The sequence below is a fragment of the Pseudomonas sp. TH31 genome (assembly GCF_016650815.1).
In the GTDB taxonomy this organism is placed as follows: Bacteria; Pseudomonadota; Gammaproteobacteria; order Pseudomonadales; family Pseudomonadaceae; genus Aquipseudomonas.
Genome location: NZ_JAEKEZ010000010.1, coordinates 217,389 through 242,402 on the forward strand (window position 1 = coordinate 217,389; position 25,014 = coordinate 242,402).

Sequence of the window (25,014 nt, forward strand, 5' to 3'; positions counted from 1 at the left end):
GAGCCTGCTGCCATGCAACTGCTGACCCTACCGCCCTCGCCCGCCCTCGCCACGTCGATCCGCGCCACCGCGCAGGTCTTCGAGGACCCGAAATCCCAGGCCTTGCTCGCGCATTTGCAACAGGTCGCACCGAGTGAAGCCAGCGTGCTGATCATCGGTGAAACCGGCACCGGCAAGGAGTTGGTGGCGCGGCACATCCACAACCTCAGCGCCCGGCGTAATCGGCCGTTCGTGGCGGTGAACTGCGGCGCGTTTTCCGAGTCTCTGGTGGAAGCCGAGCTGTTCGGCCATGAAAAAGGCGCCTTCACCGGCGCCCTGAGTGCCAAGGCCGGGTGGTTTGAAGAGGCGGATGGCGGCACCTTGTTCCTTGATGAAATCGGTGATTTGCCGATGGCGATTCAGGTCAAGTTACTGCGGGTGTTGCAGGAGCGTGAAGTGGTGCGCCTCGGCTCGCGCAAAAGCATTCCTATTGACGTGCGGGTGCTGGCGGCGACCAATGTGCAACTGGAGAAAGCCATCAACGCCGGGCATTTTCGCGAGGATTTGTATTACCGCCTCGACGTGGTCAGCCTCGAACTAAGCCCATTGCGCGACCGCCCCGGCGACATCTTGCCGCTGACCCGACACTTCGTCGAAGCCTACAGCCAGCGCCTGGGCTATGGCACGATCACCATCAGCAAAGAAGCCGAACTGAAACTGCGCAGCTACAGTTGGCCGGGCAACATCCGCGAACTGGAAAACGTCATTCACCACACCCTGCTGATCTGCCGTAACGGCGTGATCGAACGCGATGACTTGCGCCTGTCGAACATGCGCATCGAGCGACAGGACGACTACCACGGCAACGTCGACGATTCGCCGGAAGCCTTGCTCGATCGGGCCTTTCAAAAGCTCTTCGAGGAACAGGCCGGGGCGCTGCACGAAAAAGTCGAAGACGCGTTGTTGCGCGCGGCTTACCGCTTCAGCCATTACAACCAGGTGCACACCGCCGCGTTGCTGGGGTTGAGCCGCAACGTGACCCGCACGCGGTTGATCAAGATCGGCGAACTGGCAGTGAACAAACGCCGCCCGACGGAAAACGTGCAAGGCGAGCGCTTGATGCAGTTGTCGATCTAGGCGCTTACCTTGAATGCACCAGATTGCAGTGCAACGCGTTGCCGTGACTGCGCTCCAGGCTGTGCAGCACCTGGAAGGAGCCGAACGTTACGGCTTTCGCCTTGTGGGCGCGGATCAGTTGCCAGAAATCCTGTTCGCCGCTTTCAAAGTGCTGGAACGCGGCTTCCCCGGCCTCGCGGGATTGCCATTGCAGGTAATTGAGCACCCGCCGGCCGTCATCGCTGGCCTGGATGCTCGCACTCAGAAACCCGCTGGAACCCTGGGCCAGGCGCTCGGTCTGGGCAGACAGCGCCGACACCAGTGCCGGTTGCTGATGCGGTTCGATCTCGAATTCGATCAATTGGGTGAAACTGCGGTTTTTCTCTGACGTCGGCATAAAGACTCCCCACTCACCGGTTAACCGGACCTTGCGATCCGAAGGCTTGCAGGGTAAAACCTCAAGTTAACTAGAGGTCAAGGGCTTTTTCCAATGATCACCGCGCAGAACCTGCACAAAGAACTCACCGTCGGCGAGGTGGCCGCCCGCAGCGGCGTGGCCGTGACCGCCCTGCACTTCTATGAAACCAAGGGCTTGATCAAGAGCCATCGCAATCAGGGCAACCAGCGCCGTTATCCGCGGGAAGTGTTGCGTCGGGTGGCATTGATCAAGATCGCGCAGCGGCTGGGGATTGCGCTGGCGGAGATTGGCGAAGCGCTGAAGGCCTTGCCGGACAACCGCGCACCGACGGCGGCGGACTGGAAAGTGATGTCGGCGCAGTGGAGCCAGGACCTGGATCAGCGGATCAAGCAGTTGACCCTGATGCGGGACCGGTTGAATGGCTGCATCGGGTGTGGGTGTTTGTCGATGCAAGCGTGCCCGTTGCGCAATTTTGGCGATGTGCTCGGGGAGCGAGGGACGGGGGCGCAGCTCCTCGAATCGGGGCCAGATCCAGAATAGTGGTGCGGCCTTCGCGGGCAAGCCTTGCTCCTACAGGTCTGGTGGAGTTCGCACTGTCACGAACGACAAAATCCGTAGGAGCAAGGCTTGCCCGCGATGGCGTCCTTAAGGCCAAGCAGTTATTAGAACCCCGGCGCAATCTGCCCTTTGTAGCGGGTCAAAATGAACTGCCGGACCTCTTCGGAGTTCAGCGCCTTGGCCAGTTTCTGGATACGCGGATCGTTGATATTGTCCGGCCGGGCGACCAGGAACTCGATGTACAGGCTCTTGCCCTTCTCGACGATCAACGCGCTGTTGGTGTCGATCCCCGCTTCCAGGGCGTAGTTGGCAAAAACAAACGCCAGGTCCACCTGGCTCACCGAACGGGCCAGCAATGCGCCTTCCAGTTCACGAATCTTCAGGTGCCTGGGGTTGTCGATAATGTCGCGCTGAGTGGCCAGGGTGTTGCTCGGGTCCTTGAGTTTGATCAGCCCGGCTTCGTGCAGCAGCACCAGTGCGCGCCCCGTGTTCACCGGGTCATTGGGGATCGACACCGTGGCGCCATCCTTCAACTCGGCGATATTTTTGATCTTGGTCGAGTAAGCACCGAACGGTTCGATGTGCACGCCGACCACCGGCACCAGGTCGGTGTGGCGGGTTTTGTTGTAATCATCGAGGAACGGCCGGTATTGGTAATAGTTGGCGTCGAGGTTTTTCAGCGCCAGTTGCTGGTTGGGCTGGATAAAGTCAGTAAAGACCTTGATCTCCAGGTCCACGCCTTCCTTGGCCAGGGTCGGCTTGACGAATTCGAGGATTTCCGCGTGCGGCACCGGGGTGGCGCCGACAATGAGTTTTTCGTTGGCGTGAACGCTGAACGACAGGACAGTAGCCAGAATGGCCAGGGTCTTTTTCATGGTGTGCTCCAAGGCAGATTGAATGGCCGTCGTGGGGCGGACGTGGGGCCTGATTGTTTTTGAATAAAATGGAATCGAATGTTTAGCGTCGGCTGTAGCGCGCCACCAACCGGTCACCGGTCATTTGCAGGGCCTGCACCAGAATCAGCAGCAACACCACAGTGACCACCATCACATCCGTCTGAAACCGCTGATAGCCGTAGCGGATCGCCAGGTCACCCAGCCCTCCGCCACCGATCACCCCGGCCATCGCCGTGTAATCCACCAGCACAATCGCGGTCACCGTGACCGCCGCCAGCAACCCGCCCGGGCTTCGGGCAACAAGGTGTGGCGGATGATTTGCCAGGTGGTTCCGCCCATCGCCTGAGTCGCTTCCACCACCCCGCGATCAACCTCGCGCAACGCGGTTTCCACCAGGCGTGCGAAGAACGGCGTGCAACCGACCACCAGCGGCGGAATGGTCCCCGGCACCCCGAGCGAGGTACCGACCAGCAGCGTGGTCAGGGGAATCAGCACGATCAGCAAAATGATGAATGGCAGCGAACGCAGCATGTTCACGATCACCGACAACACCCGGTAAACCCCGACGGCTTCATGCAACTGGCGCTTGCCGGTGAGGAACAGCACCACCCCCAGCGGCAGCCCCAGCAACACGGTAAAACCGAGGGCAGCACCGAGCATGCTCAGGGTGTCGAGGCAGGCCTGGGCGATGTCCGCCCAATAGATATGTTTCAGTAACTCGGCCATGGTCAGGACCAATCGTGGCGCGGCGGCTTCACACCGTTGAGCAGCCAGTTGCCGACCACGTGGTACTTCCAGCGCACCGGGTCGTGCAGGGTGTGGACCCGAGCGTTGCGCCAGTGACGGTCGAAGTTGTGCTTCTTCAGGGTCGAACGGGTGCCGCCGAGCTCGAAGAGTTTGTTGCTGGCCTCAATCGCAATTTCGGTGGTCAGCACTTTGGCCTTGGCGACGGCCAACGAGGCGCGGACGACGTTGTCTTCATCGGGTGCCGGACGTGCCGCGTCCAGCGCCCAACCGGCCCGTTCGAGCAAGGCTTCGGCGGCGTCCAGGCGAATCTCCAGGCCACCGACCTGAATAATGGTCAGCGGGTCTTCGCTGGCCTTTTCCACTCCCGCATCGATCCATGGCCGGGCGAATTGCTGGACGAAAGCGATGGTGTCACGCAGCGCCGCGCGGGCGATGCCGGCGTCGATGGCGGCAGTGGTCAGTTGCGCAAAGGGGCCGGCCAAGGTCGGACTTTCGTAGGAGCGATACGTCGGGAACACATTGAACGCCGAGACGTGCAGATCCTCGGCCAGCACCGTGCCGCTGGACGTGGTGCGCTGGCCGATGCTGTCCCAATCGTCGACGATCACCAGCCCGGTTGTGCCGCGCTCGACGAACGACAACTGGCCCTTCTGCTCTTCATCCAGCGCCAGCACCGCCAGCCAATGGGCGTAGAGCGAACCGGTGCAGTACCCCTTGCGCCCGTTGATTACGTGCCCATCGCCGAACGGGCGAATGGTTGCCTGGATGTCCTGTACGTTCTTGCCGCCGGTTTCCGACAGTGCATTGGCGAACCGATGACCTTGCAGCGCCAGGTCGAAGAAATGCGCTTGCTGCTCGGGCGTACCTTGCAGGCGAATGTCTTCGAGCAGGCAATAGTGGTTCTGCGGGATCTGCCCGAGAGAGGGATCGGCCGCCGAGATGATCGCGATCACCTGCGCCAGCACCGCGTAGGACACCTGCGCGCCGCCGAACTCCCGAGGCACGCTGATGCCCCACAGACCACTGTTGGAATACAGGTCGACGATCTCGGACGGCACCTGGCGACTGCGGTCGCGCTCGGCGTCTTGTTCCAACAAAACGGCGGCCACGCGTTCGGCGACGCGCAGGGCTTCGGTTTCGTCGGCGATCCGATGGGCGGACGGTGGATTGATCGGATAAACGGCAGATTCAGGCATGCAAGACTCTCGACAACAGTGTTTTGAAGAGGTCATTGCAGCTTCTGTGCCGACTGTATCAGCCAATGTTTCCTGGGGTTTACCGGGTTTTCTGGTGGCAAACCCGAGCAAACTGCTGCTTCACTGTTGATGGCTGAACAGTGGCGTTTTTGCGCCCAATACCTGTAGGCGCTGCCGAAGGCTGCGATCTTTTGATCTTGATCTTCGGCGGCTTCGTCATTGGAAAGATCAAGGGCAAGATCAAAAGATCGCAGCCTTCGGCAGCTCCTACTATATTTGTTCGCTCGGAATACCTTTGTCCTATAACAAAAAACAGGGAGAACCGTCATGAGCGTCAAACCCATTCCAGAGGGTTATCACAGCATCACCCCGTACTTGGGCATTCAGAAAGCAGCTGAAGCCATCGAGTTCTATAAAAAAGCCTTTGGCGCCATTGAAGTCATGCGCCTGTCCATGCCCGACGGCGGTATCGGCCACGCCGAACTGCGCATCGGCGACTGCCCGATCATGCTCGGCACGCCATGTGATCAGGGGCCGTTGAGCAACCCGGACAAATCACCGTCCGTGGGGTTGCACCTGTATGTGACCGATGTCGACAAGTCCTATGCCAAGGCAATTGCTGCCGGTGGCACGGTGGTGTCCGAGGTCAAGGATCAGTTTTATGGCGACCGCTCGGGGACCTTGAAGGATCCCTATGGGCATTTGTGGTTCCTGGCAACGCGCAAGGAAGACCTGACTCAGGAGCAGATTGAGCAGCGGGCGAAGGAGATGTTTAGTCAGGGTTGAGTCTTCAGTGCCTGACCGGGCCTCTTCGCGAGCAAGCCCGCTCCCACAGGGGATCGGTGTGGATCACATATTTTGTGTACACAGCCGATCTACTGTGGGAGCGGGCTTGCTCGCGAAGGCGGCATTCCAGACAGCGCATATTCCTCAAACACACTTCATGAACAAACGCCCCACGCTTTGCGCCTTGCCCTAACGCACCAACAATTTCAGGATGCAGGCAACTACAACAAGGAGTCACTCCCCATGTTCGCCGGATTCCTGAAAGACCAGCGCCACGTCAACGGCGTGAACATCGCCTACCGCATCGGCGGCACCGGGCCGGGCCTGCTGCTGTTGCACGGTCACCCGCAGACTCACGTCATCTGGCACAAAATCGCCGAACAACTGGCCGCACATTTCACCGTGGTTGCCGCCGACTTGCGCGGTTACGGCGACAGTGCGAAACCGCCGGCCAGCGATCAGCACACCCACTACTCCAAACGCGAAATGGCCAGGGACGGTGTGGCGCTGATGCAGTCCCTGGGTTTCGACCGGTTCTCGGTGCTGGCCCACGACCGTGGCGCCCGGGTCGCCCATCGCCTGGCGCTGGATCATCCGGATGCCGTGCAACGCATGGTGTTGCTGGACATCGCCCCGACCTTGTCGATGTACGCGCAAACCAACGAAGCTTTTGCCCGCGCCTACTGGCACTGGTTCTTCCTGATCCGCCCGACACCGTTGCCGGAAACCCTGATCGAGGCCGATCCCGAAGCCTACCTGCGCAGCGTGATGGGCAGCCGCAGCGCCGGGCTCAAGCCGTTCACCGCCGAGGCGTTCGGCGAATACCTGCGTTGCCTGAAACTGCCCGGCACCGCGCGGGGGATCTGCGAGGACTACCGCGCCAGCGCCAGCATCGACCTGGACCACGACCGCGCCGACATCGACGCCGGCCATCAGCTGAATCTTCCCCTGCTGGTGTTGTGGGGTGCCGAAGGCACGGTCGGCCGCTGCTTCGAGCCGCTCAAGGAGTGGCAACTCGTGGCCACGGACGTGCGTGGCAAAGCGCTGCCCGCCGGCCATTACATCGCCGAAGAAGCCCCCGAGCTGCTGCTCGCCGAAGTCCTGGGTTTCCTGCGCTGAGAGGCGCGCCTTACTGACCTGAATCCACCGCTCGCCGCGGGCCGTCACCGGCCCGCGCGGGATCGTCATGCCCCGGTCGCTGCCAAACTTTGCGCTGAATAGAAAGCCCTCCCTCCGATGCTATGCTGGCGGCTCATGCCGCCAGTGCTCGTTCTGTCATGACCATCAAGAAAGACACCGGGCCCCTACCCGAAGACTTGCGAGTTTTACTCACCGTCATCCGCAAAAGCGGTTTCGCCGCGGCTGCCGATGAGCTGGGCCTCTCCCCCGCCTATGTCAGCAAGCGCATCCAGATTCTCGAGACCACCCTCGGCACTCGCCTGTTGCATCGCACCAGTCGGCGCATTGCGCTGACCGAGGATGGCGAGCGCGTGCAGCGCTGGGCCTTGCGCATCCTGGATGACTTCCAGCAACTGCACGACGAACTCTGCGACGCCCATGACAGCCCTCGCGGGCGTCTGCATTTATGCAGCAGTTTCGGATTTGGCCGTAACCATGTGGCGCCGGCCGTATCGCTGCTGGCCGAGCGCTACCCGGAGCTGGAGATTCGCCTGGACCTGTTTGATCGGGTGGTGGACATCGTCAGCGAAGGCTTTGATCTGGAGATCCGCGTCGGCGATGACATTCCCGGCCAGCACATCGGTCGACGGCTGGTGAGTAATCGGCGGGTGCTGTGCGCGGCGCCCGATTACTTGCAACGCCACGGTATGCCGCAGACGCTGACGGATCTGGAACAACATCATTGCCTGGTGATCAAGGAGCGCGACAACGCGTTCGGCATCTGGAACCTGGAACGCGACGGGGTTCAGGAAAGCGTGCGGGTCAGCGGGCCGTTGTCATCCAATAACGGCGAGATTGTCTTGCAGTGGGCACTGGATGGGCGCGGGGTGTTGCTGCGTTCATTGTGGGATGTGAAACCGTTGCTGGAGCAAGGGCGGTTGGCGCAGGTGCTGGCGGAATACACCCAGAGTGCGAATGTCTGGGCGGTGTATCCGACGCGGTTGGCGTATTCCGGGAAGTTAAGGGCGTGTGTGGAGTTTTTGCAGGAGCATTTCAAGGGGTTGTCGGTTTAGACGATCAAGATCAAAAGATCGCAGGCTTCGCCAGCTCCTACAGGGTTTTGTGTACACCTGTAGGCGCTGCCGAAGGCTGCGATCTTTTCCTCAGGACAACCAGGGATTGGCAGCTAGATGCTCGCGTTCGAAGGCTTTGATCTGTTCGCGGCGCTGAAGGGTGCTGCCGATGGCATCCAACCCGAGCAGCAAGGCGGTTTTGCGTAACGTGTCGATCTCGAACGGGATGACTTGACCATCGTTCAGACGAATTTGCTGCGCTTGCAGATCAACGCTGACCTGAGCACTTTCGGGTTGGCTGACAACTTGCCCAAGCAGCTGCAACACCGCCTCTTCCAGCGTGATCAACAACACCCCGTTGCGTTGGCAATTGTCATAAAAGATCCCGGCGAAACTGCTCCCGATCAACGCCCGAACGCCCATTTGTTTCAAACCCCACACCGCATGTTCCCGGCTCGACCCGCAGCCAAAATTCGGCCCGACCACCATGAAGCTCGCGCCTTGCCACGCCGGTTGGTTCAGCACGAACTCGGGATTGAGCGAGCCGTCCGGCATAAACCGCAAATCGAAAAATAACCCGCGATCCAGCCCGGCACGGTCGATGCCCTTGAGGAATTGCTTGGGCATGATCACGTCGGTGTCGATGTTGGCCGCCAGCATCGGCGCGGCCTTGCCGCTGACTTGGGTGAAGGGTTGCAGGCTCATGCGCGGTCTCCAAAGTGGCGAATGTCGGTCAGGCGCCCGGTGATGGCAGCCGCAGCGACCATCGCCGGGCTCATCAGGTGGGTGCGGGCACCGGCGCCCTGGCGGCCTTCGAAATTGCGGTTGGTGCTGGAAGCGCAGCGATCACCTGGGGCCAGCACATCGTCGTTCATCGCCAGGCACATCGAGCAGCCGGACTGGCGCCATTCAAATCCGGCCTCGATAAAGATCGCCGCCAGGCCTTCGGCTTCCGCTTGATCGCGCACCTGCGTTGAGCCTGGCACGATCATCGCCCGCACATGGCTGGCGACGTGTTTGCCGCGCACCACGCTGGCGGCATCGCGCAGGTCTTCGATGCGGGCGTTGGTGCAGGAACCGATAAAAGCATGGCTAATGACGATCTCGCTCAGCGGCATGCCGGCCTCCAGGCCCATGTAGTTCAGGGCGCGGCGCATGTCCTGGCGCAGGATCAGGTCGCTGACGGTTTGCGGGTCCGGGACCCGCGCGCCGATGGGCGAGGCCTGGTCCGGGCTGGTGCCCCAGGTGACCATCGGTTCCAGGGCGCTGACATCCAGCGTAACTTCCCGGTCGAATTGTGCGCCCACATCCGTGTGCAAGGTGCGCCACTTCTCTACCGCGCGATCCCACACTTCACCTTTGGGCGCCCGGGTTTGTCCTTGAGGTAGGCGAAGACTTTTTCGTCCGGCGCCATGAAGGCTCCGCGGGCACCGGCCTCTACCGCCATGTTGCAGATGGTCATGCGCGCTTCGACGCTTAAGGCATCGATGGTCGAACCGCGAAATTCGATGGCGTACCCGGTGGCGCCCGATGCGCCGATCTGGCCGATCAGCGCCATGATCACGTCCTTGGAGGTCAGCCCGCTTGCCAGCTCCCCGTTCACGGTCACGCGCATGCTTTTCAGGCGTTTGTAGACCAGGGTTTGCGACGCCAGCAGGTGTTCGATCTCAGACGTGCCGATGCCGAAACCGAAGGCCCCAAGAGCCCCGTACGTGGTGGTGTGACTGTCGCCCGCGGCGATCACCATGCCCGGCAGGATGAAGCCCTGTTCCGGGGCGATCACGTGTTCGATGCCCTGGCGCTTGTCGAGGATGTCGAGCAGCTCGATGCCGAAGTCCCGGCAGTTTTCCGCCAGGTACGATACCTGCCGTGCACCGCCGGCATCCGGCATCGCGGCGATGCGCACCGGGGCGGTGGGGTTGACGTGATCGACCACGGCCAACGCGGTTTCAGGGCGCCAGACCTCGCGTTTGGCCTCGCGCAGACCGCTGAAGGCTTGAGGGCTGGTGTATTCGTTGATGACCTGGCGATCGATATACAACAGGACATGGCCCTGGTCATCGAGACGGCACACCGTGTGGGCATCGATGTGTTTGTCGTAGAGGGTTCTGGATCGGGTCATGGAAGTGCTCGCTCGGGGGACGGTACGCCGCAGGCGTCTGGGTTCCATCTTAAGGAGCGGGGTGTGGGCATCAATGGGCTGGGAGTGATGGCTTGGAACATGGATCGTGTTGGATCAGGAGCTGGATCAAAAGATCGCAGCCTTCGGCAGGATCGATGTCCATCCGCAATATTGCGACGAACACGGTCCATGTAGGAGCTGCCGAAGGCTGCGATCTTTTCAATGGTCATCCAGACTCCCGACGGGAACGCGAAACATTTTCTTTCATCTGCGCCTTCGGGATTTTCCCTGCTCATCCGTCCTATATAGATGCAGTCAGGTCGCGTAGGCAAAAGCCACGGCCGGGCTTTCACGGGTCACCACGCTACGAAGCCCGCAGCACGGCCCTCTCATCGATACAAGACCTTCAATCATGTCGAAGAAATCCCGTTCCAAACTCTGGTTTCTGGTCCACAGCTGGCTGGCGTTGCCAATCTGGTTTTTCGTCTTGATCGTCTGCGTGACCGGCACCCTGGCCGTCGTCAGCCAGGAGATTGTCTGGCTCGCCAACCCACAAATGCGCGCCAGCCCGCCTTCTGACGATGCCCGGCGACTCAGCTACGACCAGATCCTCACGGCCATGAAAAAGCCGAACCCCAGACCCTCGTCTCAGCCATCAACCGCCCCGACGAGTCGCATTTCGCCCTCGACGTGGACGTCAACTACCCCGACGGACGCTCGGTGACGGTCTACGTCAACCCTTACACCGGGGTGATCCAGGGTGTCGCGCCAACGTTCAACTTCAAGGCGTTCACTCGCGCCTTGCATGGCTGGTGGCTGGTGCCATTTACCAACGGTTTCAGTTGGGGCTGGTACCTGGTGTCGTTCCTTGGCTTGCCGCTGCTGGTTTCACTGATTACCGGGCTGGTGGTCTACAAAAATTCTGGAAAGGCTTCTTCAAGCCGACCCTGCGTTTTCGTCACGGTGCGCGGATTTTCTGGGGCGACTTTCACCGACTCAGCGGCATCTGGTCGATCTGGTTCATCGCGGTCATTTCCGTCACCGGCACCTGGTTTCTGATTGAAGCCCTGCTGTTCGACAACCAGATTTCCATCTCCAGCGAACCGATCATTCCGGCCATGGCCCGTGAAGCCGTGCCGTTGTCGCCGGATGGTTCGCCGGCACCGCAGATCCCGCTGGATCGGGCGATAGAAATCGCCATGCAGAAAATCCCGGGCTGGAAGCCAGTTTTATCAGCCTGCCGGGCAACGCCTACAGCCACCTGGATATCGGTGGCCGTGGCTGGTATCCGCTGATGTACCAGACCGCGACCATCAACCCGTACAACGGCGAAATCGCTGCGTCGCGACTGCTCTCGAACCGGACCGCGCTGGAGTTCGTCACCGAATCCATGCGGCCGCTGCACACCGGGGATTTCGGCGGCTTGTGGATCAAGCTGATCTGGTTCTTCTTCGGCCTGGTGCTGAGCATGATGGTCCTCAGCGGCTTGCTGATCTGGACCAAGCGCACCGCCCTGGCCACCGCCAATGCGCTCAAGCGCAGCAGCAAGAAACAGCGCACTGCCACGGCGCAACCGAGTATGAGCCGCGAGACGTCGGAGGCTAACCTGTGAGCAAAACCACTGCCGCCCCCCAGCCCTCACGCCTGAACGTGTTTTGGCACAAATGGCGTTTCCACCTGAACCTTCTGTTGCTGCTGATCCCGTTGGGGTTCATGCCCAAATACTTCACCAACGCTGCATTGATCCGCGGTGACACGGGGCTGGGCGAACACGAAATCGGCGAGATCCAGGTCGGTCCCTGGAGCCTGCGCCTGGCCGAGTTGCGCGATGAAGCGCCGCGTCGGGATGGCGCGACCGGCCACGTGAAAAGCTTCAACGCCGCCCTGTGTGACGCCTGTATCGAACAGGTCAAGGCGACTTACCTGCGCATCGGCAAACCCCGCAGCCTGCGCGCCGCCGGGGTGATTTTCTTCGGCACACCGTACCGCATGGGTGTTTCGTTGCCGGTGCCGGAAAAACCCAGGCCGACGCCGAGCTGTGGATCACCATGGAAGGCTGGGACGGCGCCATGCACCAGGCCGCTATCCCGCTCAGCCAGGCATCCCCGGCCACCATCGCTTGGCTGAACAAACAAGGAGGCAAACCATGAGCAACGCTTTTCGCCCTCTGCGCGCCGCGTTACTGGTGCTCTGCGCCGGTTTCAGCGCCAGCGCCCTGGCCCACAATCCAATGTGCGAATGCAAAGCCATCGACGCCGAGCAGATCAAATGCACCGGCGGCTTTTCCGACGGCAGCAGCGCGCCGGGGGTGACGCTGGATGTGATCGGCTACGACGAGACCATTTTGTTGCCGGGCAAGCTCGGGGCCGACTCGACCCTGACCTTCAAGAAACCCGCCGCTGAATTTTATGTGCTGTTCGACGCAGGTCCCGGCCATGTGGTCGAGATCGACCAAGCCGACATCGAGGCGCCCTGAACATGAGTACGCCCACCACCCACATCGTCCGCCCGGCCGGTGCCGGTCATGAAACCCTTTATGTGCTGCTGTTGTGCCTGGTGATCCTCGCGGTTGCGGGCTCGATGGTCGCCTGGCGCCACGAGTCCCACGTAGCGAGCAATGTCGGCAGCCATCAACTGGATGCCCGCCGCGACTTGAGTGCTTCCGAACAAGGCATCTACGCCGATCTGCGGGTGACCCTGGACGAGATTCAGTTGCTGCGACAGGAACAACAGGTACTGCCTGGCCCTGAAGCCCTGGCCGATGAAGGCTTTGCACCGTTTGCGCAAGACGCCAGTTCGGTCAGCCGCGGCGGCCATGTCTGGCAGTTGCTTGAGGCCAAGTCCTACTTCGGCCAGAGCCAGACGCCGAGCGTGGCCGGTTCGTTTTTGATGCGCTTGATCGCGGCTGATGACGCGGCGCCAGACATCTGGCTCAACCGCGCCAACGGCATCAAAGCCCCGGCCGACCTCACCGACGCCGCGCTCGAAAGCGCCGGCTGGCAGCAGATCGTCGCGCAATTCGATGCCGGCGTGACCCGCCAGCACCGGGACTAACCCTCGACTTCAGCCGAAAGAAGACCGCTTCCTCATGCCTAGTTCATCTCAACGTTCTTTACTGCGCGGGCTGCTTGTCGGGCTGCTTGTCGGGCTGTTTGCCCTGCTGCTGACACCACTGACCTGCGCCGATCAGGCCAAGCGCCTGCGCATCGGCATCACCCTGCACCCCTATTACAGCTACGTGGCCAATATCGTCGGTGACAAGGCCGACGTGGTGCCGCTGATCCCGGCCGGGTTCAACCCCCACGCTTATGAGCCACGCGCCGAAGATATCAAGCGCATCAGCGGGCTGGATGTGATCGTGCTCAACGGCGTCGGCCATGACGACTTCGCCGATCGCATGATCGCTGCCGGCGAAAAACCGAACATCCCGGTGATCGAGGCCAACGAAAACGTGCCGCTGCTGGCCGCCACCGGGACCGCCGCGCGCGGCGCCGGCAAGGTCGTCAACCCGCACACCTTCCTGTCGATCAGCGCCTCGATTGCCCAGGTTAACAACATCGCCCGGGAACTGGGCAAGCTCGACCCGGACAACGCCAAGACCTACACCCGGAACGCTCGCGCCTACGGTAAACGCCTGCGGCAGATGCGCGCCGAGGCCCTGGCCAAACTGACTCAGGCACCCAACGCCGAACTGCGGGTGGCTACGGTCCACGCGGCCTACGACTACCTGCTGCGCGAATTTGGCCTGGAAGTGACCGCCGTCGTCGAACCGGCCCACGGCATCGAACCGAGCCCGAGCCAGTTGAAAAAACCATCGATCAACTGCGCGAGCTGGACGTGAAGGTGATCTTCTCGGAGATGGATTTCCCGTCCACCTACGTCGAGACCATTCAGCGTGAATCCGGGGTGAAGCTGTACCCGCTGTCGCACATCTCCTACGGCGAATACACCGCCGACAAGTACGAAAAAGAAATGACCGGCAACCTCAACACGGTGGTGCGGGCGATTCAGGAGTCCGGTTCATGACGGCTAAAGAAACCATCAGTTCGACCAACCCCGAATCCCCTGTGGGAGCGGGCTTGCTCGCGAAGGCGGTGGGTCAGTCCACATCAATGTTGAATGATGAACCGCTTTCGCGAGCAAGCCCGCTCCCACAGGTTTCGGGGCCGACTCTGGATTTCGCGGAGGTTAGCCTGACGCTGGGGCGTACGACGATCCTCGACAAGGTGACCTTCCAGGTCCAGCCCGGCAGCGTGCATGCGCTGGTCGGCCCGAACGGCGGCGGCAAGAGTTCGCTGATCAAGACCTTGCTCGGACAGATGCCGCATCAGGGTCGTTTGAGCCTGCAATGGCCGGGTAATCCGGGAACCATCGGCTACGTCCCGCAAGCGCTTGAATTCGACCGTGGCTTGCCGATGACCGTCGATGACTTCATGGCCGCCATGTGTCAGCGGCGCCCGGCGTTTCTCGGTTTGAGCAAGCACTACGCGGCGGCGATTGGCGAAGCGCTGGAGCGGGTCGGCATGCAGGACAAACGCAAGCGCCGCATGGGCGCGCTGTCTGGCGGTGAGCGCCAGCGGGTGTTGCTGGCCCAGGGCCTGATCCCGGCACCGAACCTGCTGGTGCTCGACGAACCGATGTCGGCGCTGGATGAAGCCGGGATTCAGGTGTTCGAGCGACTGCTGGGTGACTGGCGCCAAAGCGGCATCACCGTGCTGTGGATCGAGCATGATCTGGAAGCGGTGGCACGCTTGGCCGATCGGGTCACCGGGCTTAACCGCCGGGTTCTGTTCGATGCCACGCCGAAACAGGCACTGACACCGGAGCGCCTGCTGACCCTGTTCTCGCCCCATCCACGGAGCGCTGCCTGATGAGTTATGAAGCCTTTCGTTTGATGGTCCAGGGCTGGGCCTCTTCGGGTTATTTGCCGGAGGCGCTGGCCTATGGTTTTGTGGTTAACGCGCTAATCGCCGGCCTTTTGATCGGCCCGGTGCTGGGCGGGTTAGGCACGCTGGTGGTGGTCAAGCGCTTCGCGTTTTTCTCCGAAGCGGTGGGTCACGCAGCGCTGACCGGCGTGGCCATCGGCATCCTGCTCGGCGAACCTTATACCGGGCCTTATGGCAGCCTGTTCGGCTACTGCCTGCTGTTCGGCATCCTGCTCAATTACCTGCGCAACCGTACCGGCCTGACGCCCGATACGCTGATTGGGGTGTTCCTCTCCGTGTCGTTGGCCTTGGGCGCCAGCCTGCTGTTGATTCTGGCGGGCAAGATCAACGTGCATATTCTGGAGAACGTGCTGTTCGGTTCGGTACTGACGGTCAACGGTAACGACCTGTTGGTGCTGGCGATTGTCGGTTCGCTGGTCATGGCCCTGGCCCTGCCGCTGTACAACCGCATCATGCTCGCCAGTTTCAACCCGCAACTGGCGGCGGTGCGTGGTGTGGCGGTGAAGACCCTGGATTACCTGTTCGTGATTCTGGTGACGCTGATAACCGTCGCGGCGGTGAAAGTCATCGGCGCGATTCTGGTCGGTGCGCTGCTGGTGATTCCGGCAGCGGCCGCGCGGTTGCTCAGCCAGTCGCTGAAGGGATTCTTCTGGTGTTCGGTGTTGATCGCCACGGTCAGCACGCTGTGCGGCATCCTTGCGCCGATTGTCTTCGACCTGCCGATCCCGTCCGGCGCCGCGATCATCCTGGTCGCCGGTATTGCTTTCGCCCTGTCCGCCATTGCGCGTGGCGTTGTCCCCAGTCTGAAAGGGAATCTCGGATAAATGTCTTCTTCTCTGCGTCAATTGACCCTCGCCATAGCCCTGTGCGGGCTGGCCGTACCTCACGCGTTCGCGGACGACAACTTCGAACCGATGCGCCTGGTGGCCAATCACGGTGTCGGCAATACGCCGCTCTTCGCCTCTTCATCGGCGCACAAAGTCCTGGTGCTCGCGTCGCTGCCGGTGACTTATGGCCTGGGCTCGGTGCTGCTGCAAGGCACCGATGTTGCCATTGCGCGCGCCGCGCCGGCCAACCTGCCCGGCTCCCGGCAGGCCGCCTACTTCACCGGCCGTGGCGCAGCAGAACTGGGCACGCTGGCGACCGACGCCGATGCGGTCATCGGCTTGCGCTCACTGTGGCCGGACGATCCGCTGTACCCGAATGCCCGCCGCGGCAACATCCGCATCATTGAAATCGACGCCGCCCGCCCGGTGGACGGCGCCCTGCCCGGCATCGCCGTGCAGCCGGGCAACAAGGTCGACGGCTTGAACAGTCAGCCCTGGCTGGCGAGCAACAACATGGGGCGCATGGCGGACGTAATGGCCGCGGACCTGGTGCGCCTGGCGCCTGAGGCCAAGCCGAAGATCGAAGCGAACCTGGCGGCACTCAAGCAACGTCTGCTCAAGCTCAGCGCCGACAGCGAAGCGCGGCTGGCCAGCGCCGACAATCTCACGGTGATGAGCCTGAGTGATCACTTCGGCTACCTGATCGGTGGGCTCAACCTGGAACTGGTCGGCCTCGATGCACGGCCGGATGCCGAGTGGACGCCGCAAGCACTGAAGCATTTGGGCGCGACGCTCAAGGCCAATGATGTGGCGGTGGTGTTGCATCATCGTCAGCCATCGGAGGCGTTGAAAGCGGTGATTACCGAGGCTGGGAGTCGGTTGGTGGTGTTGAGTACCGATGCAGAAGATCCGGTGGCCGAATTGGAGGGGAATGTGGATTTGCTGATCAAGGGGTTGAGCGGCGGGCCTTCGGCCTAAGATCAAAAGATCGCAGCCTTCGGCAGCTCCTACAGGGGAATGCGGTCGGCGTAGGAGCTGCCGCAGGCTGCGATCTTTTGATGTTCAACGCCAACAAAAAGCCCGTTGACCTTACCGGCTCAACGGGCTTCTTATTACACGGTGACTTACTGAGCCACAGCCGCCTGTTCTTCCATCTTCTGCCGCAAGCTCAGCGGACGCATGTCGGTCCAGGTCTCTTCGATGTAGGCCAGGCATTCCTTCTTCAGCCCGCTCTTGCCCACGGTGCGCCAGCCTTGCGGTACGGCTTTGTAGTCGGGCCAGATTGAGTATTGCTCTTCGTGGTTGACCACGACCTGAAAGAGGATGTCCTCGCGGTCGAATACTGACGTCATGCTATGTCTCCATCGCTATAGGGGTGGGCTGCACCGCGGGTGCAGCCGGTATGTAGAAGGAACGTTCGAGTCGCTGAAAAATTTAGAGGCTGGCAGTAGCAGCCGCCAACGCCCGGCTGAAAATCTCCGCGACCTGGTCGATTTCAGCGGCGGTGATCACCAACGGCGGCAGGAAACGCACCACCGCGCCATGGCGGCCGCCCAGCTCGAGGATCAAACCGCGCTTGAGGCATTCACGCTGAACCAGCGGTGCCAGGCAACCGAACGCCGGTGGATGACCTTGCACGTCCGGCGCGCCGCTCGGGTCGACCAATTCGACGCCGAGCATCAAGCCGCGACCCCGAATGTCACCCAACTGCGGGAAATCCCGCTGCAGGATTTTCAGGTGTTCGCTCAAGCGTTCGCCCATGGCCGCAGCGTGCGCACAGACATCGTTTTCAACCAGGTAGCGCATTACCGCCGAACCGGCGGCCATGGCCATCTGATTGCCACGAAAGGTCCCGGCGTGAGCACCCGGCAACCAGGTGTCGAGCCAGTCGCGATACACCACCACCGCCAACGGCAGGCTGCCGCCGATGGCCTTGGACAGCACCACCACGTCCGGAATGATCCCGGCATGTTCAAAGGCGAACATCTTGCCGGTGCGGGCAAAACCGCTCTGGATTTCATCAACGATCAGCGCCACCCCAGCCTGCTCGGTAATACGCCGCAAGCCGCGCAGCCGGTCGAGATCCGCCGGGATCACCCCGCCCTCGCCCTGCACCACTTCGACAATCACCGCCGCCGGCAATTGCACGCCTGCCTCGGGGTCCTTGAGCAGGTTGTCCAGGTAATTGAGGTTGACCTGAACCCCTTGCGCACCGCCGAGTCCGAACGGGCAGCGGTAGTCGTAAGGGTACGGCATGAACTGCACGCCATTGCTGAGCAAGGCGCCCAACGGTTTTTCGGCCCCAGGCTGCCCATCAGGCTCAGCGCGCCCTGACTCATGCCGTGGTAACCGCCCTGGAACGACAACACGGTGCTGCGCCCGGTGGCGGTACGCACCAGTTTCAACGCCGCTTCCACGGCGTCGGTACCGGTGGGGCCACAGAACTGGATTTTCGCTTCAGCGGCCAGGGCCGGTGGAAGCAGGCCAAACAGGTCCTGGACGAATTGATCCTTGACCGGCGTCGTCAGGTCGAGAGTGTGCAGCGGCAACTCATCGGTCAGCACTTGCTGGATCGCTTCAATCACCACCGGGTGGTTATGCCCCAGCGCGAGCGTCCCGGCGCCGGCCAGGCAATCGATAAAACGGCGGCCCTCGACATCTTCGACATAAATGCCCTTGGCACGCTTGAGCGCCAGGGGAATCCGTCGCGGGTAGCTGCGGGCATTCGATTCCTGCTGGCTCTGCCGGACCAGCAATGGCGATTCGTTGAACTGGTAAAGCGTCTCGGCAGGCGCCGGGGTGACCCGGGCCGGCTGATCTTCGATAAGGCTGGTAGCGACTGACATCTTTCGACCCCTCAATACGCTGTTGATAGTGACCAAAACTGCACACCGGACAGGTGCGCGTTCCGGTCACGGGGCGCACTTGCAGGTTTTCCTGTTCTGGAAACGCATCAAGGCCTTGAGGATTTAGACCCGCGATCAGCTTTCCATGATGGTGGCGTCAGTGCCTTGTGCATCGGAATGGCTTGTAGCCCCGCCACGCTGAAGGTTTCGGCGCTGGGGCGATAACCCAGGTGCCGATAAAAGGCTTCGCTGGTGCGGGTGCTGTTGAGTCGCGCCTGGTGCAGGCCCTGATCAAGCAACCAGGCTTCCAGGTTGTGAATCAGGGCCTGCCCGGCGCCGCGTCGAAACCATTCCGGTTGCACGTAGCAGAAAGCGACCTGGCCGCTGAGCGCTGCCATGGCGACGCCGACTGGTTTGTCCTGAAGCAAGGCAATGTTCAGGTACAAGCGCTGGTCGGTGAGCCAGGTGTGAACGTGTTCGGCGGTTTTGTTGTGGGTCCAGGCGGCGACGATTTTCGCGTCGTTGCGGTGATCGAGCGCGCAACCGACCCGAATCGAGCGTTCGACGATCCGGCTGATAATGCCGGCGTCGGCAGGCGTTGCCTTACAGATGTGCAGGGGGCATCCATGGCGCTGTTACCTCAATCCATTGAGTCAAAGCTGCGGGGGACGATAGCGCTGGCACGGGCAGGAATGCCAATGGAGAGAGGTTACATTTAGTGTACGACGCAGCTCCCATGTAGGCGCTGCCGAAGGCTGCGATCTGTTGATCTTCATGTGTAGAAGCCAGATCAAAAGATCGCAGCCTTGGGCAGCTCCTACAGGGATTAGGCCGGTTGCAACGGCATGGTCAGCTCGACCCGCAACCCGTCCGGGCGACTGTCGAAACGCAAGGTGCAGGCGCAACGCTGAACAATTGCCTGAACAATCGCCAGCCCCAGGCCGCAACCGGTGCTCTGGCCATTGCGCCAGAAGCGTTGGGTCAGGTGCTGCAGATCATCTTCAGCAATTCCCGGCCCATGGTCGCGCACCACGAACCGCACACGGTTATCGGTGGTTTCAAGGCTCAGTTCCACGGCCCCGTCGCTCGGCGTATGACGCAAGGCGTTGTCCAGCAAGTTGCGCAGCGCTGCAATCGACAACACTGCGGGCATTTGCACCGGGGCGGCCGAGACTTTCGTCGGTACTTGGAACCTGATGCGCTGGCGATCACCGCTGGCGGCATCCTGAATCGCCAGTTTCGCCACTTGCTCGGCGCTGCACTGAACGCCGTCATCGAACGACAGACTGCCCTCGACCCGCGCCAGCAACAGCAATTGTTCAAGGGTGCGGTGCAGACGGTCGGCGCCCTCCTCGGCCCGAGCCAGGGATTGATCCCGGCTGCGCCGTCGGTCATGCGAGCCACTTGCAGGTGGGTCTTGATCGCGGTCAAAGGGCTGCGCAACTCGTGAGCCGCATCGCCGGTCAGGCGTCGCTCACGTTCGATGGTCCGGCCGATGCGCTGGAACAGCTGATTCTGGGTATCCAGCAAGGGTTGCAACTCGCTGGGTAGCGGCTGGATCTGTAACGGCTCAAGGGAATCGGCACTGCGGCGCATCAAGGCATCGCGCATGCGATTGAGCGGCGCCAGCCCCTGGCCGATGCCCAGCCAAAGCAGGCACAGGCAACCGAGCAAGGCCACGCCCACCGGCACCGACGCGGCCAACAGGATCGACATGTTCAGCGCCTCGCGCTCGATCTGCCGATCCGCCGTGGTAATCCGCAGATCACCACGCGCCAGGGTAAAACTGCGCCACGGCGCGCCATCAATCATCTGGTCGTGGAAACCCATTTTCTCGGCTTCCAGGGTTTGTTGCGGGTCGGTGTGACTACGGGCGAGGATTTCGCCACGCAACGAACTGACCTGACAGGCCATGCCTCCGGGGACGTTCAATTGCTCGGCACTGAAATGGGTGCCCTCACCCTTGGTCGGCAGCGCCGGCAATTGCTCCATCAACCCGGCGACCATCCGTGCCGACGCCACCAGCCGCTGATCAAGGGAAAACATCATCTGGTTTCGCAGGTCGCTGAGCATCCAGGCGGCTGCCAGCGCCCAGATCAGCGCAAAAGCGGCGCCGAGGGTCAGGCTCAGGCGCAAACGCAGGCTCATCACTTCGATTGATCTCCGCCATCCGCCGGCCCCAGGCGATAGCCCAGTCCGCGCACCGTCTCGACGATGCCATTGCCGAGTTTACGCCGCAGGTGATGGATATGGACGTTGAGGGCATTACTTTCCAGTTCATCGTTGAAACCGTAGACGCTGTCCTTCAACTGCTCGGTGGACAGCACCCGGCCACGGTTGTGCAACAGGGCCTGCAGCAGCGATTGCTCGCGGCGCGACAGGTCAACCGGCTGGCCGCCGAGCATGGTTTCGCGGCTGCTTGGGTCGTAAGTCAGCACGCCATGTTCGATCAGGTTGACGCTGCGCCCGGCCACTCGCCGCAGCAACGTGTGCAGGCGCGCGGCGAGTTCACGCAGGTCGAAGGGTTTGAGCAGATAGTCGTCAGCACCGGCTTGCAGGCCGTCGACGCGGTCGGTGACCGAATCCCGGGCGGTGAGAATCAGTACCGGGATCTCCAGACCGCCATTGCGCAGCTGTTGAAGCAGCTTGAGGCCGTCTTCGTCCGGCAGGCCAAGATCGAGCACCATGACATCGAATTCGGCGACCTTGAGCATCGCCCGCGCAGCAGAAGCGGTGGCGACGTGTTCCACGGTCAGGCCCTGGGCGGTGAGGCCGGCGACGATGCCGCTGGCGATCAGCTCATCGTCTTCGCAAACCAGTACGTGCATATAAAGCCCCGTAGAAAAAAGCTGATTAGGCCGGTGGCCGATTAAGCGGACATTATGCTCCGATCGTCGGAGCCACAAGACCGTGATGGTTAATCATCGGTTAATCGCCGCGCACCATTGTGCAACTCACTTGCACAGGGATAAGGCTTACCCATGCGTCGACTGTTTCTATTCTTTGTTTTCTTGATCTCGGGTGCCGCCCAGGCAGGGACCAATCCGTTCGATACCAAACCCGAGTTTCTTCCAGTCGAGAAGGCGTTCATCTTTACCTCCGAACGCCTGGAGTCCGGTGAAACCCAACTGTATTGGCAAATCGCCGACGGTTATTACCTGTATCAGAAGCGCCTTAAATTCGACGATCTCGCCCCGGAGCAGCATCCCGCGTTGCCTGAGGGCGAGTCGCACAGCGATGAGTTCTTCGGTGAGCAGCCCGTCTATCGCCAGGGACTTGAGCTGAAGATCCCGGCCGGGGTCACGGGCCAGGTCAAAGTTGGCTTCCAGGGCTGCGCCGATGCCGGTTTGTGTTATCCGCCGCAGACTCAGGTGGTCGACCTGGGCAATGGCAACAGGGCGAACATGACCAACGAAGCACCCGACCAAACCCTGGCCAGTAACCTGCAACAGCGGGCACTGGGCTGGAGTTTGCTGGTGTTCTTTGGCTTGGGTCTGCTGCTGGCCTTCACCCCCTGCACCTTGCCGATGCTACCGATTCTGGGCGGTTTGATCGTTGGCAGCGGCGCCACGCCCAAACGTGGTTTCGCGCTGGCCGGCAGCTATGTGATCTGCATGGCGCTGGTGTATGCGGCGATGGGCGTTTTGGCGTCTCTGCTTGGGGCCAACCTTCAGGCGCTGCTGCAAAACCCCTGGTTGCTGGGCAGTTTCGCGGCGGTGTTTGTATTGCTGGCGCTGCCGATGTTCGGTTTCTTTGAGCTGCAATTGCCGGTGGCCGTACGTGATCGACTGGAAAACGTCTCACGCAATCAACGCGGCGGCAGCCTGATCGGGGCCGGTGTGCTGGGGGCCCTGTCCGGTCTGTTGGTCGGTCCTTGCATGACCGCGCCACTGGCTGGCGCCCTGCTCTACATCGCCCAGAGCGGCAATGCATTGCACGGCGGGCTGATTCTGTTCGCCATGGGCATCGGCATCGGTGTGCCGCTGTTGTTACTGGTGACGGTCGGCAACCGCTTCCTGCCCAAGCCCGGCGCCTGGATGAACCTGCTTAAAGGCGTGTTCGGCTTCCTCTTCCTCGCGACCGCGCTGCTGATGCTGCGCCCGGTGCTGGACGAGTCGCTGTGGGTCGGTCTGTGCGGCGCCTTGCTGTTGATCGCCGCCTACAGCGCCTGGAAACAGTCGGAAGGCTTTGGTCGCGTCGCCCATGTGTTCGGCGCCGGTTCGCTGTTGCTGGGGATATGGGGCAGCCTGTTGATGATCGGTGCCGCGGGTGGCAGCGATGATCTGTTCAAGCCGTTGCAGGTTTATGCCGGTTCCAGTTCCAGCAATACCGCCAACCCGGTCGGCCATGATGCGTTCACCACGATCGAGGACCCCGCGATGCTGCAACGGGAGTTGGATGCCGCACAGGCGCAGGGCCAATGGGTGTTGCTGGACTATTACGCCGACTGGTGCGTGTCGTGCAAAGTCATGGAAAAACAGGTCTTCGCCAAACCTCAGGTGCTTGAAGCCCTGAGCGATGTACGCTTGCTACGGCTGGACGTCACCGCCGACAATGCCGCCAGCCGCGAACTACTGCGCCGTTATAAAGTGCCCGGGCCGCCAAGCCTGCTGTGGATCGGGGCCGACGGCGTCGAGCGCCGCAGCCAGCGCATCACCGGCGAGGTCGATGCCGACACCTTCCTGCAACGCTGGACCACCACCCGAGATGCCCGTTAATGCTGACCTTTACCCTCGGCACCTTTGCCATCGCGCTTAATCACCTGCTGCTGATCAGTGCCCTGGCGCTGGCCACCTTTGTCGGCTGGCGAGTGGCCAAGCGCGGCGGCGAGAATCCCGAGTCGGTGCTGTTCAGCCTGTTTTTGCTGGGCATGCTGGCGGCGCGGATTAGTTTCGTGGTCACCTACTGGGCGCAGTATCGCAACGATGCCTGGCAGATCATCGACCTGCGCGATGGCGGCTTTCTCGCCTGGCCGGGCGTGATCGTGCTGGTGCTCGCCGCGTTGTATCGCGGTTGGCGCCGACCGGGTTTGCGCCGGCCACTGGGTTTCGGTGTCGGCAGCGGCCTGCTGTTCTGGTTGCTGGCGACCTTCTCTTTGAGTCTTTACGAACAAGGCACACGCCTGCCGGAAATCACCTTGCGCAATGCCTCCGGCGAAATTGTGCAACTGGCCGACTATCAGGGTGGCCCGCTGGTCATCAACCTCTGGGCCACTTGGTGCCCGCCGTGCCGCCGGGAGATGCCGGTGCTGGAAAATGCCCAGCAACAGCGCCCGGACCTGACCTTCCTGTTCGTCAACCAGGCCGAAAGCATGCAAAGCGTCAGCACTTTCCTGGAAACCCAGGGCCTGAGCCTGTCCAACGTGCTGTTCGATGGCAGCGGTCGACTGGGTCAGGCCGTCGGCTCCATGGCCTTGCCGACTACGCTGTTTTATAGCCACGACGGTCGCCTGCTGGGCAGCCATCTGGGCGAATTGTCGCAAGCCAGCCTGGCCCGTGCCCTGGAAAACTTCGACTCCCCTAATCCTGCCGCACCGGCTACCTCTGCAAGGAAATTACCATGCCTCGCCTCCGCCACCTGCTGACGCTGACCCTGGGCGCGGCCCTGCTACACCTGCCGTCGGTACAGGCTGCTGAAGAACTGCCCGACGCGATCAAGAAGATCGAAGCCAAAGGCGCAAAAATTGTCGGCCAATTCGATGCACCGGACGGTTTGCGCGGTTATGCGGCGCAATACCAGAACCGCGGCATGGCGCTGTACCTGACCCCGGATGGCAAGCACGTGCTGCTCGGTAACCTGTACGACGCCGACGGCAATGACCTGAGCAGCGCGCCGCTGCAGAAGCTGGTCTACGCGCCGATGGCCAAGGAAGTCTGGGGCAAGATGGAAGCGAGCAACTGGATCGGCGACGGTAACAAGGACGCACCGCGCGTCGTGTACCTGTTCAGCGACCCGAACTGCCCTTACTGCAACATGTTCTGGGAACAGGCGCGGCCGTGGGTCAAGGCTGGCAAGGTGCAATTGCGGCACATCATGGTCGGGATTATCCGCGAAGACAGCCCGGGCAAATCCGCCGCGCTGCTGGCCGCCAAGGACCCAGGCAAAGCCCTGGAAGAACATGAGAAATCCGGCAAGGCCAGTACACTCAAGGCCCTGAAAGAGGTGCCACCGGCGATTCAGGCGAAACTCGCGGCGAACATGAAATTGATGGAAGACCTGGAGTTGTCAGCGACCCCGGCGATTTTCTACATGGATGACAAGGGCGAGTTGCAACAACAGCAAGGCGCGCCATCGCCGGACAAATTGTTGTCGATTCTTGGGCCGAAGTAACCCCACCGGCCTCTTCGCGGGCAAGCCTCGCTCCTACAGGGGTATGCAATCTTCT

21 protein-coding genes and 7 pseudogenes are annotated in these 25,014 nt (G+C 61.6%); 17 read left to right on the forward strand and 11 right to left on the reverse strand.

Going from position 1 to position 25,014, the window contains the following annotated elements; all coding sequences use genetic code 11:
• The first annotated feature begins 12 nt into the window (after positions 1 to 12).
• Positions 13 to 1,116: a sigma-54 interaction domain-containing protein gene (locus tag JFV26_RS07630; RefSeq protein ID WP_201191150.1), complete on the forward strand. Its 1,104-nt coding sequence runs from the start codon at positions 13 to 15 to the stop codon at positions 1,114 to 1,116.
• Positions 1,117 to 1,120: 4 nt separating this feature from the next.
• On the opposite strand, the gene JFV26_RS07635 is transcribed toward JFV26_RS07630, so the two are convergent.
• Entirely contained in the window at positions 1,121 to 1,492 is a 372-nt protein-coding gene (locus JFV26_RS07635) for an antibiotic biosynthesis monooxygenase (RefSeq protein ID WP_201191151.1), read from the reverse strand.
• A 93-nt stretch (positions 1,493 to 1,585) separates the two neighbouring features.
• Here JFV26_RS07635 and soxR point away from each other — a divergent pair, with 93 nt between their 5' ends.
• Complete coding sequence (gene soxR / locus JFV26_RS07640) at positions 1,586 to 2,053, forward strand: redox-sensitive transcriptional activator SoxR (RefSeq protein ID WP_201191153.1); 468 nt, start codon at positions 1,586 to 1,588, stop codon at positions 2,051 to 2,053.
• A gap of 122 nt (positions 2,054 to 2,175) precedes the next feature.
• On the opposite strand, the gene JFV26_RS07645 is transcribed toward soxR, so the two are convergent.
• The 3 genes and pseudogenes from JFV26_RS07645 to JFV26_RS07655 form a co-directional block, all read right to left on the reverse strand.
• A complete protein-coding gene (locus JFV26_RS07645) occupies positions 2,176 to 2,946 on the reverse strand; it encodes a MetQ/NlpA family ABC transporter substrate-binding protein (protein ID WP_201191155.1) in 771 nt (256 codons plus the stop codon).
• A gap of 82 nt (positions 2,947 to 3,028) precedes the next feature.
• Positions 3,029 to 3,693, reverse strand: a pseudogene (locus JFV26_RS07650) (methionine ABC transporter permease).
• Positions 3,694 to 3,695: 2 nt separating this feature from the next.
• Complete coding sequence (locus tag JFV26_RS07655; protein ID WP_201191156.1) at positions 3,696 to 4,910, reverse strand: SfnB family sulfur acquisition oxidoreductase; 1,215 nt, start codon at positions 4,908 to 4,910, stop codon at positions 3,696 to 3,698.
• 327 nt (positions 4,911 to 5,237) lie between these two features.
• Between JFV26_RS07655 and JFV26_RS07660 the strand changes: the two genes are divergently transcribed.
• The 3 genes from JFV26_RS07660 (at position 5,238) to JFV26_RS07670 (ending at position 7,888) form a co-directional block, all read left to right on the forward strand.
• Positions 5,238 to 5,696 carry a VOC family protein gene (locus JFV26_RS07660; protein WP_201191158.1) on the forward strand — a complete coding sequence of 153 codons (459 nt, stop codon included), beginning with the start codon at positions 5,238 to 5,240 and terminating at the stop codon, positions 5,694 to 5,696.
• A 243-nt stretch (positions 5,697 to 5,939) separates the two neighbouring features.
• A complete protein-coding gene (locus JFV26_RS07665) occupies positions 5,940 to 6,815 on the forward strand; it encodes an alpha/beta fold hydrolase (RefSeq protein ID WP_201191160.1) in 876 nt (291 codons plus the stop codon).
• 122 nt (positions 6,816 to 6,937) lie between these two features.
• Positions 6,938 to 7,888: a LysR substrate-binding domain-containing protein gene (locus JFV26_RS07670; RefSeq protein WP_201191161.1), complete on the forward strand. Its 951-nt coding sequence runs from the start codon at positions 6,938 to 6,940 to the stop codon at positions 7,886 to 7,888.
• A gap of 90 nt (positions 7,889 to 7,978) precedes the next feature.
• Here the strand turns inward: JFV26_RS07670 and leuD are convergent, their stop codons facing one another.
• Positions 7,979 to 8,593 carry a 3-isopropylmalate dehydratase small subunit gene (leuD, locus tag JFV26_RS07675; RefSeq protein WP_201191163.1) on the reverse strand — a complete coding sequence of 205 codons (615 nt, stop codon included), beginning with the start codon at positions 8,591 to 8,593 and terminating at the stop codon, positions 7,979 to 7,981.
• Positions 8,590 to 10,010 (reverse strand): annotated as a pseudogene (gene leuC, locus JFV26_RS07680) (3-isopropylmalate dehydratase large subunit). The gene leuD and the pseudogene leuC overlap by 4 nt, the downstream one beginning before the upstream one ends.
• Before the next feature lie 412 nt (positions 10,011 to 10,422).
• On the opposite strand from leuC, the pseudogene JFV26_RS34420 reads away from it, so the two are divergent.
• The 8 genes and pseudogenes from JFV26_RS34420 to JFV26_RS07720 all read left to right on the forward strand — a co-directional run bounded on the left by JFV26_RS34420 (position 10,423) and on the right by JFV26_RS07720 (position 16,761).
• A pseudogene (locus JFV26_RS34420) lies at positions 10,423 to 11,622 on the forward strand (PepSY-associated TM helix domain-containing protein).
• Positions 11,619 to 12,160: pseudogene (locus JFV26_RS07690) on the forward strand (thiamine pyrophosphate-binding protein). The pseudogenes JFV26_RS34420 and JFV26_RS07690 overlap by 4 nt, the downstream one beginning before the upstream one ends.
• Positions 12,157 to 12,486, forward strand: coding sequence for a hypothetical protein (locus JFV26_RS07695; protein ID WP_201191165.1), 330 nt, complete (start codon positions 12,157 to 12,159; stop codon positions 12,484 to 12,486). Before JFV26_RS07690 ends, JFV26_RS07695 begins: the two are co-directional and overlap by 4 nt.
• 2 nt (positions 12,487 to 12,488) lie before the next feature.
• A complete protein-coding gene (locus JFV26_RS07700) occupies positions 12,489 to 13,064 on the forward strand; it encodes a DUF6162 family protein (RefSeq protein WP_201191167.1) in 576 nt (191 codons plus the stop codon).
• Positions 13,065 to 13,098: 34 nt separating this feature from the next.
• Positions 13,099 to 14,036, forward strand: a pseudogene (locus JFV26_RS07705) (metal ABC transporter solute-binding protein, Zn/Mn family).
• A gap of 86 nt (positions 14,037 to 14,122) precedes the next feature.
• Positions 14,123 to 14,881, forward strand: coding sequence for a metal ABC transporter ATP-binding protein (locus JFV26_RS07710; RefSeq protein WP_201191683.1), 759 nt, complete (start codon positions 14,123 to 14,125; stop codon positions 14,879 to 14,881).
• Positions 14,881 to 15,780: a metal ABC transporter permease gene (locus tag JFV26_RS07715; protein ID WP_201191169.1), complete on the forward strand. Its 900-nt coding sequence runs from the start codon at positions 14,881 to 14,883 to the stop codon at positions 15,778 to 15,780. The genes JFV26_RS07710 and JFV26_RS07715 overlap by 1 nt, the downstream gene beginning before the upstream one ends.
• Entirely contained in the window at positions 15,781 to 16,761 is a 981-nt protein-coding gene (locus JFV26_RS07720) for a metal ABC transporter substrate-binding protein (RefSeq protein ID WP_201191177.1), read from the forward strand. It abuts the gene before it with no gap.
• 146 nt (positions 16,762 to 16,907) lie between these two features.
• Here JFV26_RS07720 and JFV26_RS07725 read toward each other — a convergent pair whose 3' ends face one another.
• The 3 genes and pseudogenes from JFV26_RS07725 to JFV26_RS07735 form a co-directional block, all read right to left on the reverse strand.
• Positions 16,908 to 17,135, reverse strand: a complete 228-nt coding sequence (locus JFV26_RS07725; protein ID WP_201191179.1) for an MbtH family protein — start codon at positions 17,133 to 17,135, stop codon at positions 16,908 to 16,910.
• Between the two features lie 82 nt (positions 17,136 to 17,217).
• Positions 17,218 to 18,629: pseudogene (locus tag JFV26_RS07730) on the reverse strand (diaminobutyrate--2-oxoglutarate transaminase).
• 107 nt (positions 18,630 to 18,736) lie between these two features.
• The gene (locus tag JFV26_RS07735) at positions 18,737 to 19,210 is read right to left on the reverse strand and encodes a GNAT family N-acetyltransferase (protein ID WP_342215441.1); all 474 of its coding nucleotides are present in this window, start codon (positions 19,208 to 19,210) and stop codon (positions 18,737 to 18,739) included.
• Between JFV26_RS07735 and JFV26_RS34425 the strand changes: the two genes are divergently transcribed.
• Positions 19,097 to 19,348, forward strand: a complete 252-nt coding sequence (locus tag JFV26_RS34425; RefSeq protein ID WP_342215438.1) for a hypothetical protein — start codon at positions 19,097 to 19,099, stop codon at positions 19,346 to 19,348. The two genes, JFV26_RS07735 and JFV26_RS34425, sit on opposite strands and share 114 nt — an antisense overlap.
• A 107-nt stretch (positions 19,349 to 19,455) precedes the next feature.
• On the opposite strand, the pseudogene JFV26_RS07740 reads toward JFV26_RS34425, so the two are convergent.
• Both JFV26_RS07740 and JFV26_RS07745 read right to left on the reverse strand, forming a co-directional pair.
• Positions 19,456 to 20,777: pseudogene (locus JFV26_RS07740) on the reverse strand (ATP-binding protein).
• Positions 20,777 to 21,457, reverse strand: a complete 681-nt coding sequence (locus tag JFV26_RS07745) for a response regulator (RefSeq protein WP_201191181.1) — start codon at positions 21,455 to 21,457, stop codon at positions 20,777 to 20,779. The pseudogene JFV26_RS07740 and the gene JFV26_RS07745 overlap by 1 nt, the downstream one beginning before the upstream one ends.
• Positions 21,458 to 21,610: 153 nt before the next feature.
• On the opposite strand from JFV26_RS07745, the gene dsbD reads away from it, so the two are divergent.
• Genes dsbD through dsbG form a run of 3 tightly spaced genes read left to right on the forward strand, consistent with a single transcriptional unit; the run spans position 21,611 to position 24,959 of the window.
• A complete protein-coding gene (dsbD, locus tag JFV26_RS07750) occupies positions 21,611 to 23,347 on the forward strand; it encodes a protein-disulfide reductase DsbD (RefSeq protein ID WP_201191190.1) in 1,737 nt (578 codons plus the stop codon).
• Positions 23,347 to 24,213 (forward strand): TlpA family protein disulfide reductase, encoded by an 867-nt coding sequence (locus JFV26_RS07755; protein WP_201191193.1) that lies wholly within the window; start codon positions 23,347 to 23,349, stop codon positions 24,211 to 24,213. The genes dsbD and JFV26_RS07755 overlap by 1 nt, the downstream gene beginning before the upstream one ends.
• Complete coding sequence (gene dsbG, locus JFV26_RS07760; RefSeq protein ID WP_201191195.1) at positions 24,189 to 24,959, forward strand: thiol:disulfide interchange protein DsbG; 771 nt, start codon at positions 24,189 to 24,191, stop codon at positions 24,957 to 24,959. The genes JFV26_RS07755 and dsbG overlap by 25 nt, the downstream gene beginning before the upstream one ends.
• Positions 24,960 to 25,014 lie beyond the last annotated feature (55 nt).

Bases quoted from the DNA above. Each gene is read 5' to 3' on its own strand.
- JFV26_RS07630 (WP_201191150.1), top strand. From the start codon at position 13: ATGCAACTGCTGACCCTACCGCCCTCGCCCGCCCTCGCCACGTCGATC.
- JFV26_RS07635 (WP_201191151.1), bottom strand. From the start codon at position 1,492: ATGCCGACGTCAGAGAAAAACCGCAGTTTCACCCAATTGATCGAATTC.
- soxR (WP_201191153.1), top strand. From the start codon at position 1,586: ATGATCACCGCGCAGAACCTGCACAAAGAACTCACCGTCGGCGAGGTG.
- JFV26_RS07645 (WP_201191155.1), bottom strand. From the start codon at position 2,946: ATGAAAAAGACCCTGGCCATTCTGGCTACTGTCCTGTCGTTCAGCGTT.
- JFV26_RS07655 (WP_201191156.1), bottom strand. From the start codon at position 4,910: ATGCCTGAATCTGCCGTTTATCCGATCAATCCACCGTCCGCCCATCGG.
- JFV26_RS07660 (WP_201191158.1), top strand. From the start codon at position 5,238: ATGAGCGTCAAACCCATTCCAGAGGGTTATCACAGCATCACCCCGTAC.
- JFV26_RS07665 (WP_201191160.1), top strand. From the start codon at position 5,940: ATGTTCGCCGGATTCCTGAAAGACCAGCGCCACGTCAACGGCGTGAAC.
- JFV26_RS07670 (WP_201191161.1), top strand. From the start codon at position 6,938: ATGCTGGCGGCTCATGCCGCCAGTGCTCGTTCTGTCATGACCATCAAG.
- leuD (WP_201191163.1), bottom strand. From the start codon at position 8,593: ATGAGCCTGCAACCCTTCACCCAAGTCAGCGGCAAGGCCGCGCCGATG.
- JFV26_RS07695 (WP_201191165.1), top strand. From the start codon at position 12,157: ATGAGCAACGCTTTTCGCCCTCTGCGCGCCGCGTTACTGGTGCTCTGC.
- JFV26_RS07700 (WP_201191167.1), top strand. From the start codon at position 12,489: ATGAGTACGCCCACCACCCACATCGTCCGCCCGGCCGGTGCCGGTCAT.
- JFV26_RS07710 (WP_201191683.1), top strand. From the start codon at position 14,123: ATGTTGAATGATGAACCGCTTTCGCGAGCAAGCCCGCTCCCACAGGTT.
- JFV26_RS07715 (WP_201191169.1), top strand. From the start codon at position 14,881: ATGAGTTATGAAGCCTTTCGTTTGATGGTCCAGGGCTGGGCCTCTTCG.
- JFV26_RS07720 (WP_201191177.1), top strand. From the start codon at position 15,781: ATGTCTTCTTCTCTGCGTCAATTGACCCTCGCCATAGCCCTGTGCGGG.
- JFV26_RS07725 (WP_201191179.1), bottom strand. From the start codon at position 17,135: ATGACGTCAGTATTCGACCGCGAGGACATCCTCTTTCAGGTCGTGGTC.
- JFV26_RS07745 (WP_201191181.1), bottom strand. From the start codon at position 21,457: ATGCACGTACTGGTTTGCGAAGACGATGAGCTGATCGCCAGCGGCATC.
- dsbD (WP_201191190.1), top strand. From the start codon at position 21,611: ATGCGTCGACTGTTTCTATTCTTTGTTTTCTTGATCTCGGGTGCCGCC.
- JFV26_RS07755 (WP_201191193.1), top strand. From the start codon at position 23,347: ATGCTGACCTTTACCCTCGGCACCTTTGCCATCGCGCTTAATCACCTG.
- dsbG (WP_201191195.1), top strand. From the start codon at position 24,189: ATGCCTCGCCTCCGCCACCTGCTGACGCTGACCCTGGGCGCGGCCCTG.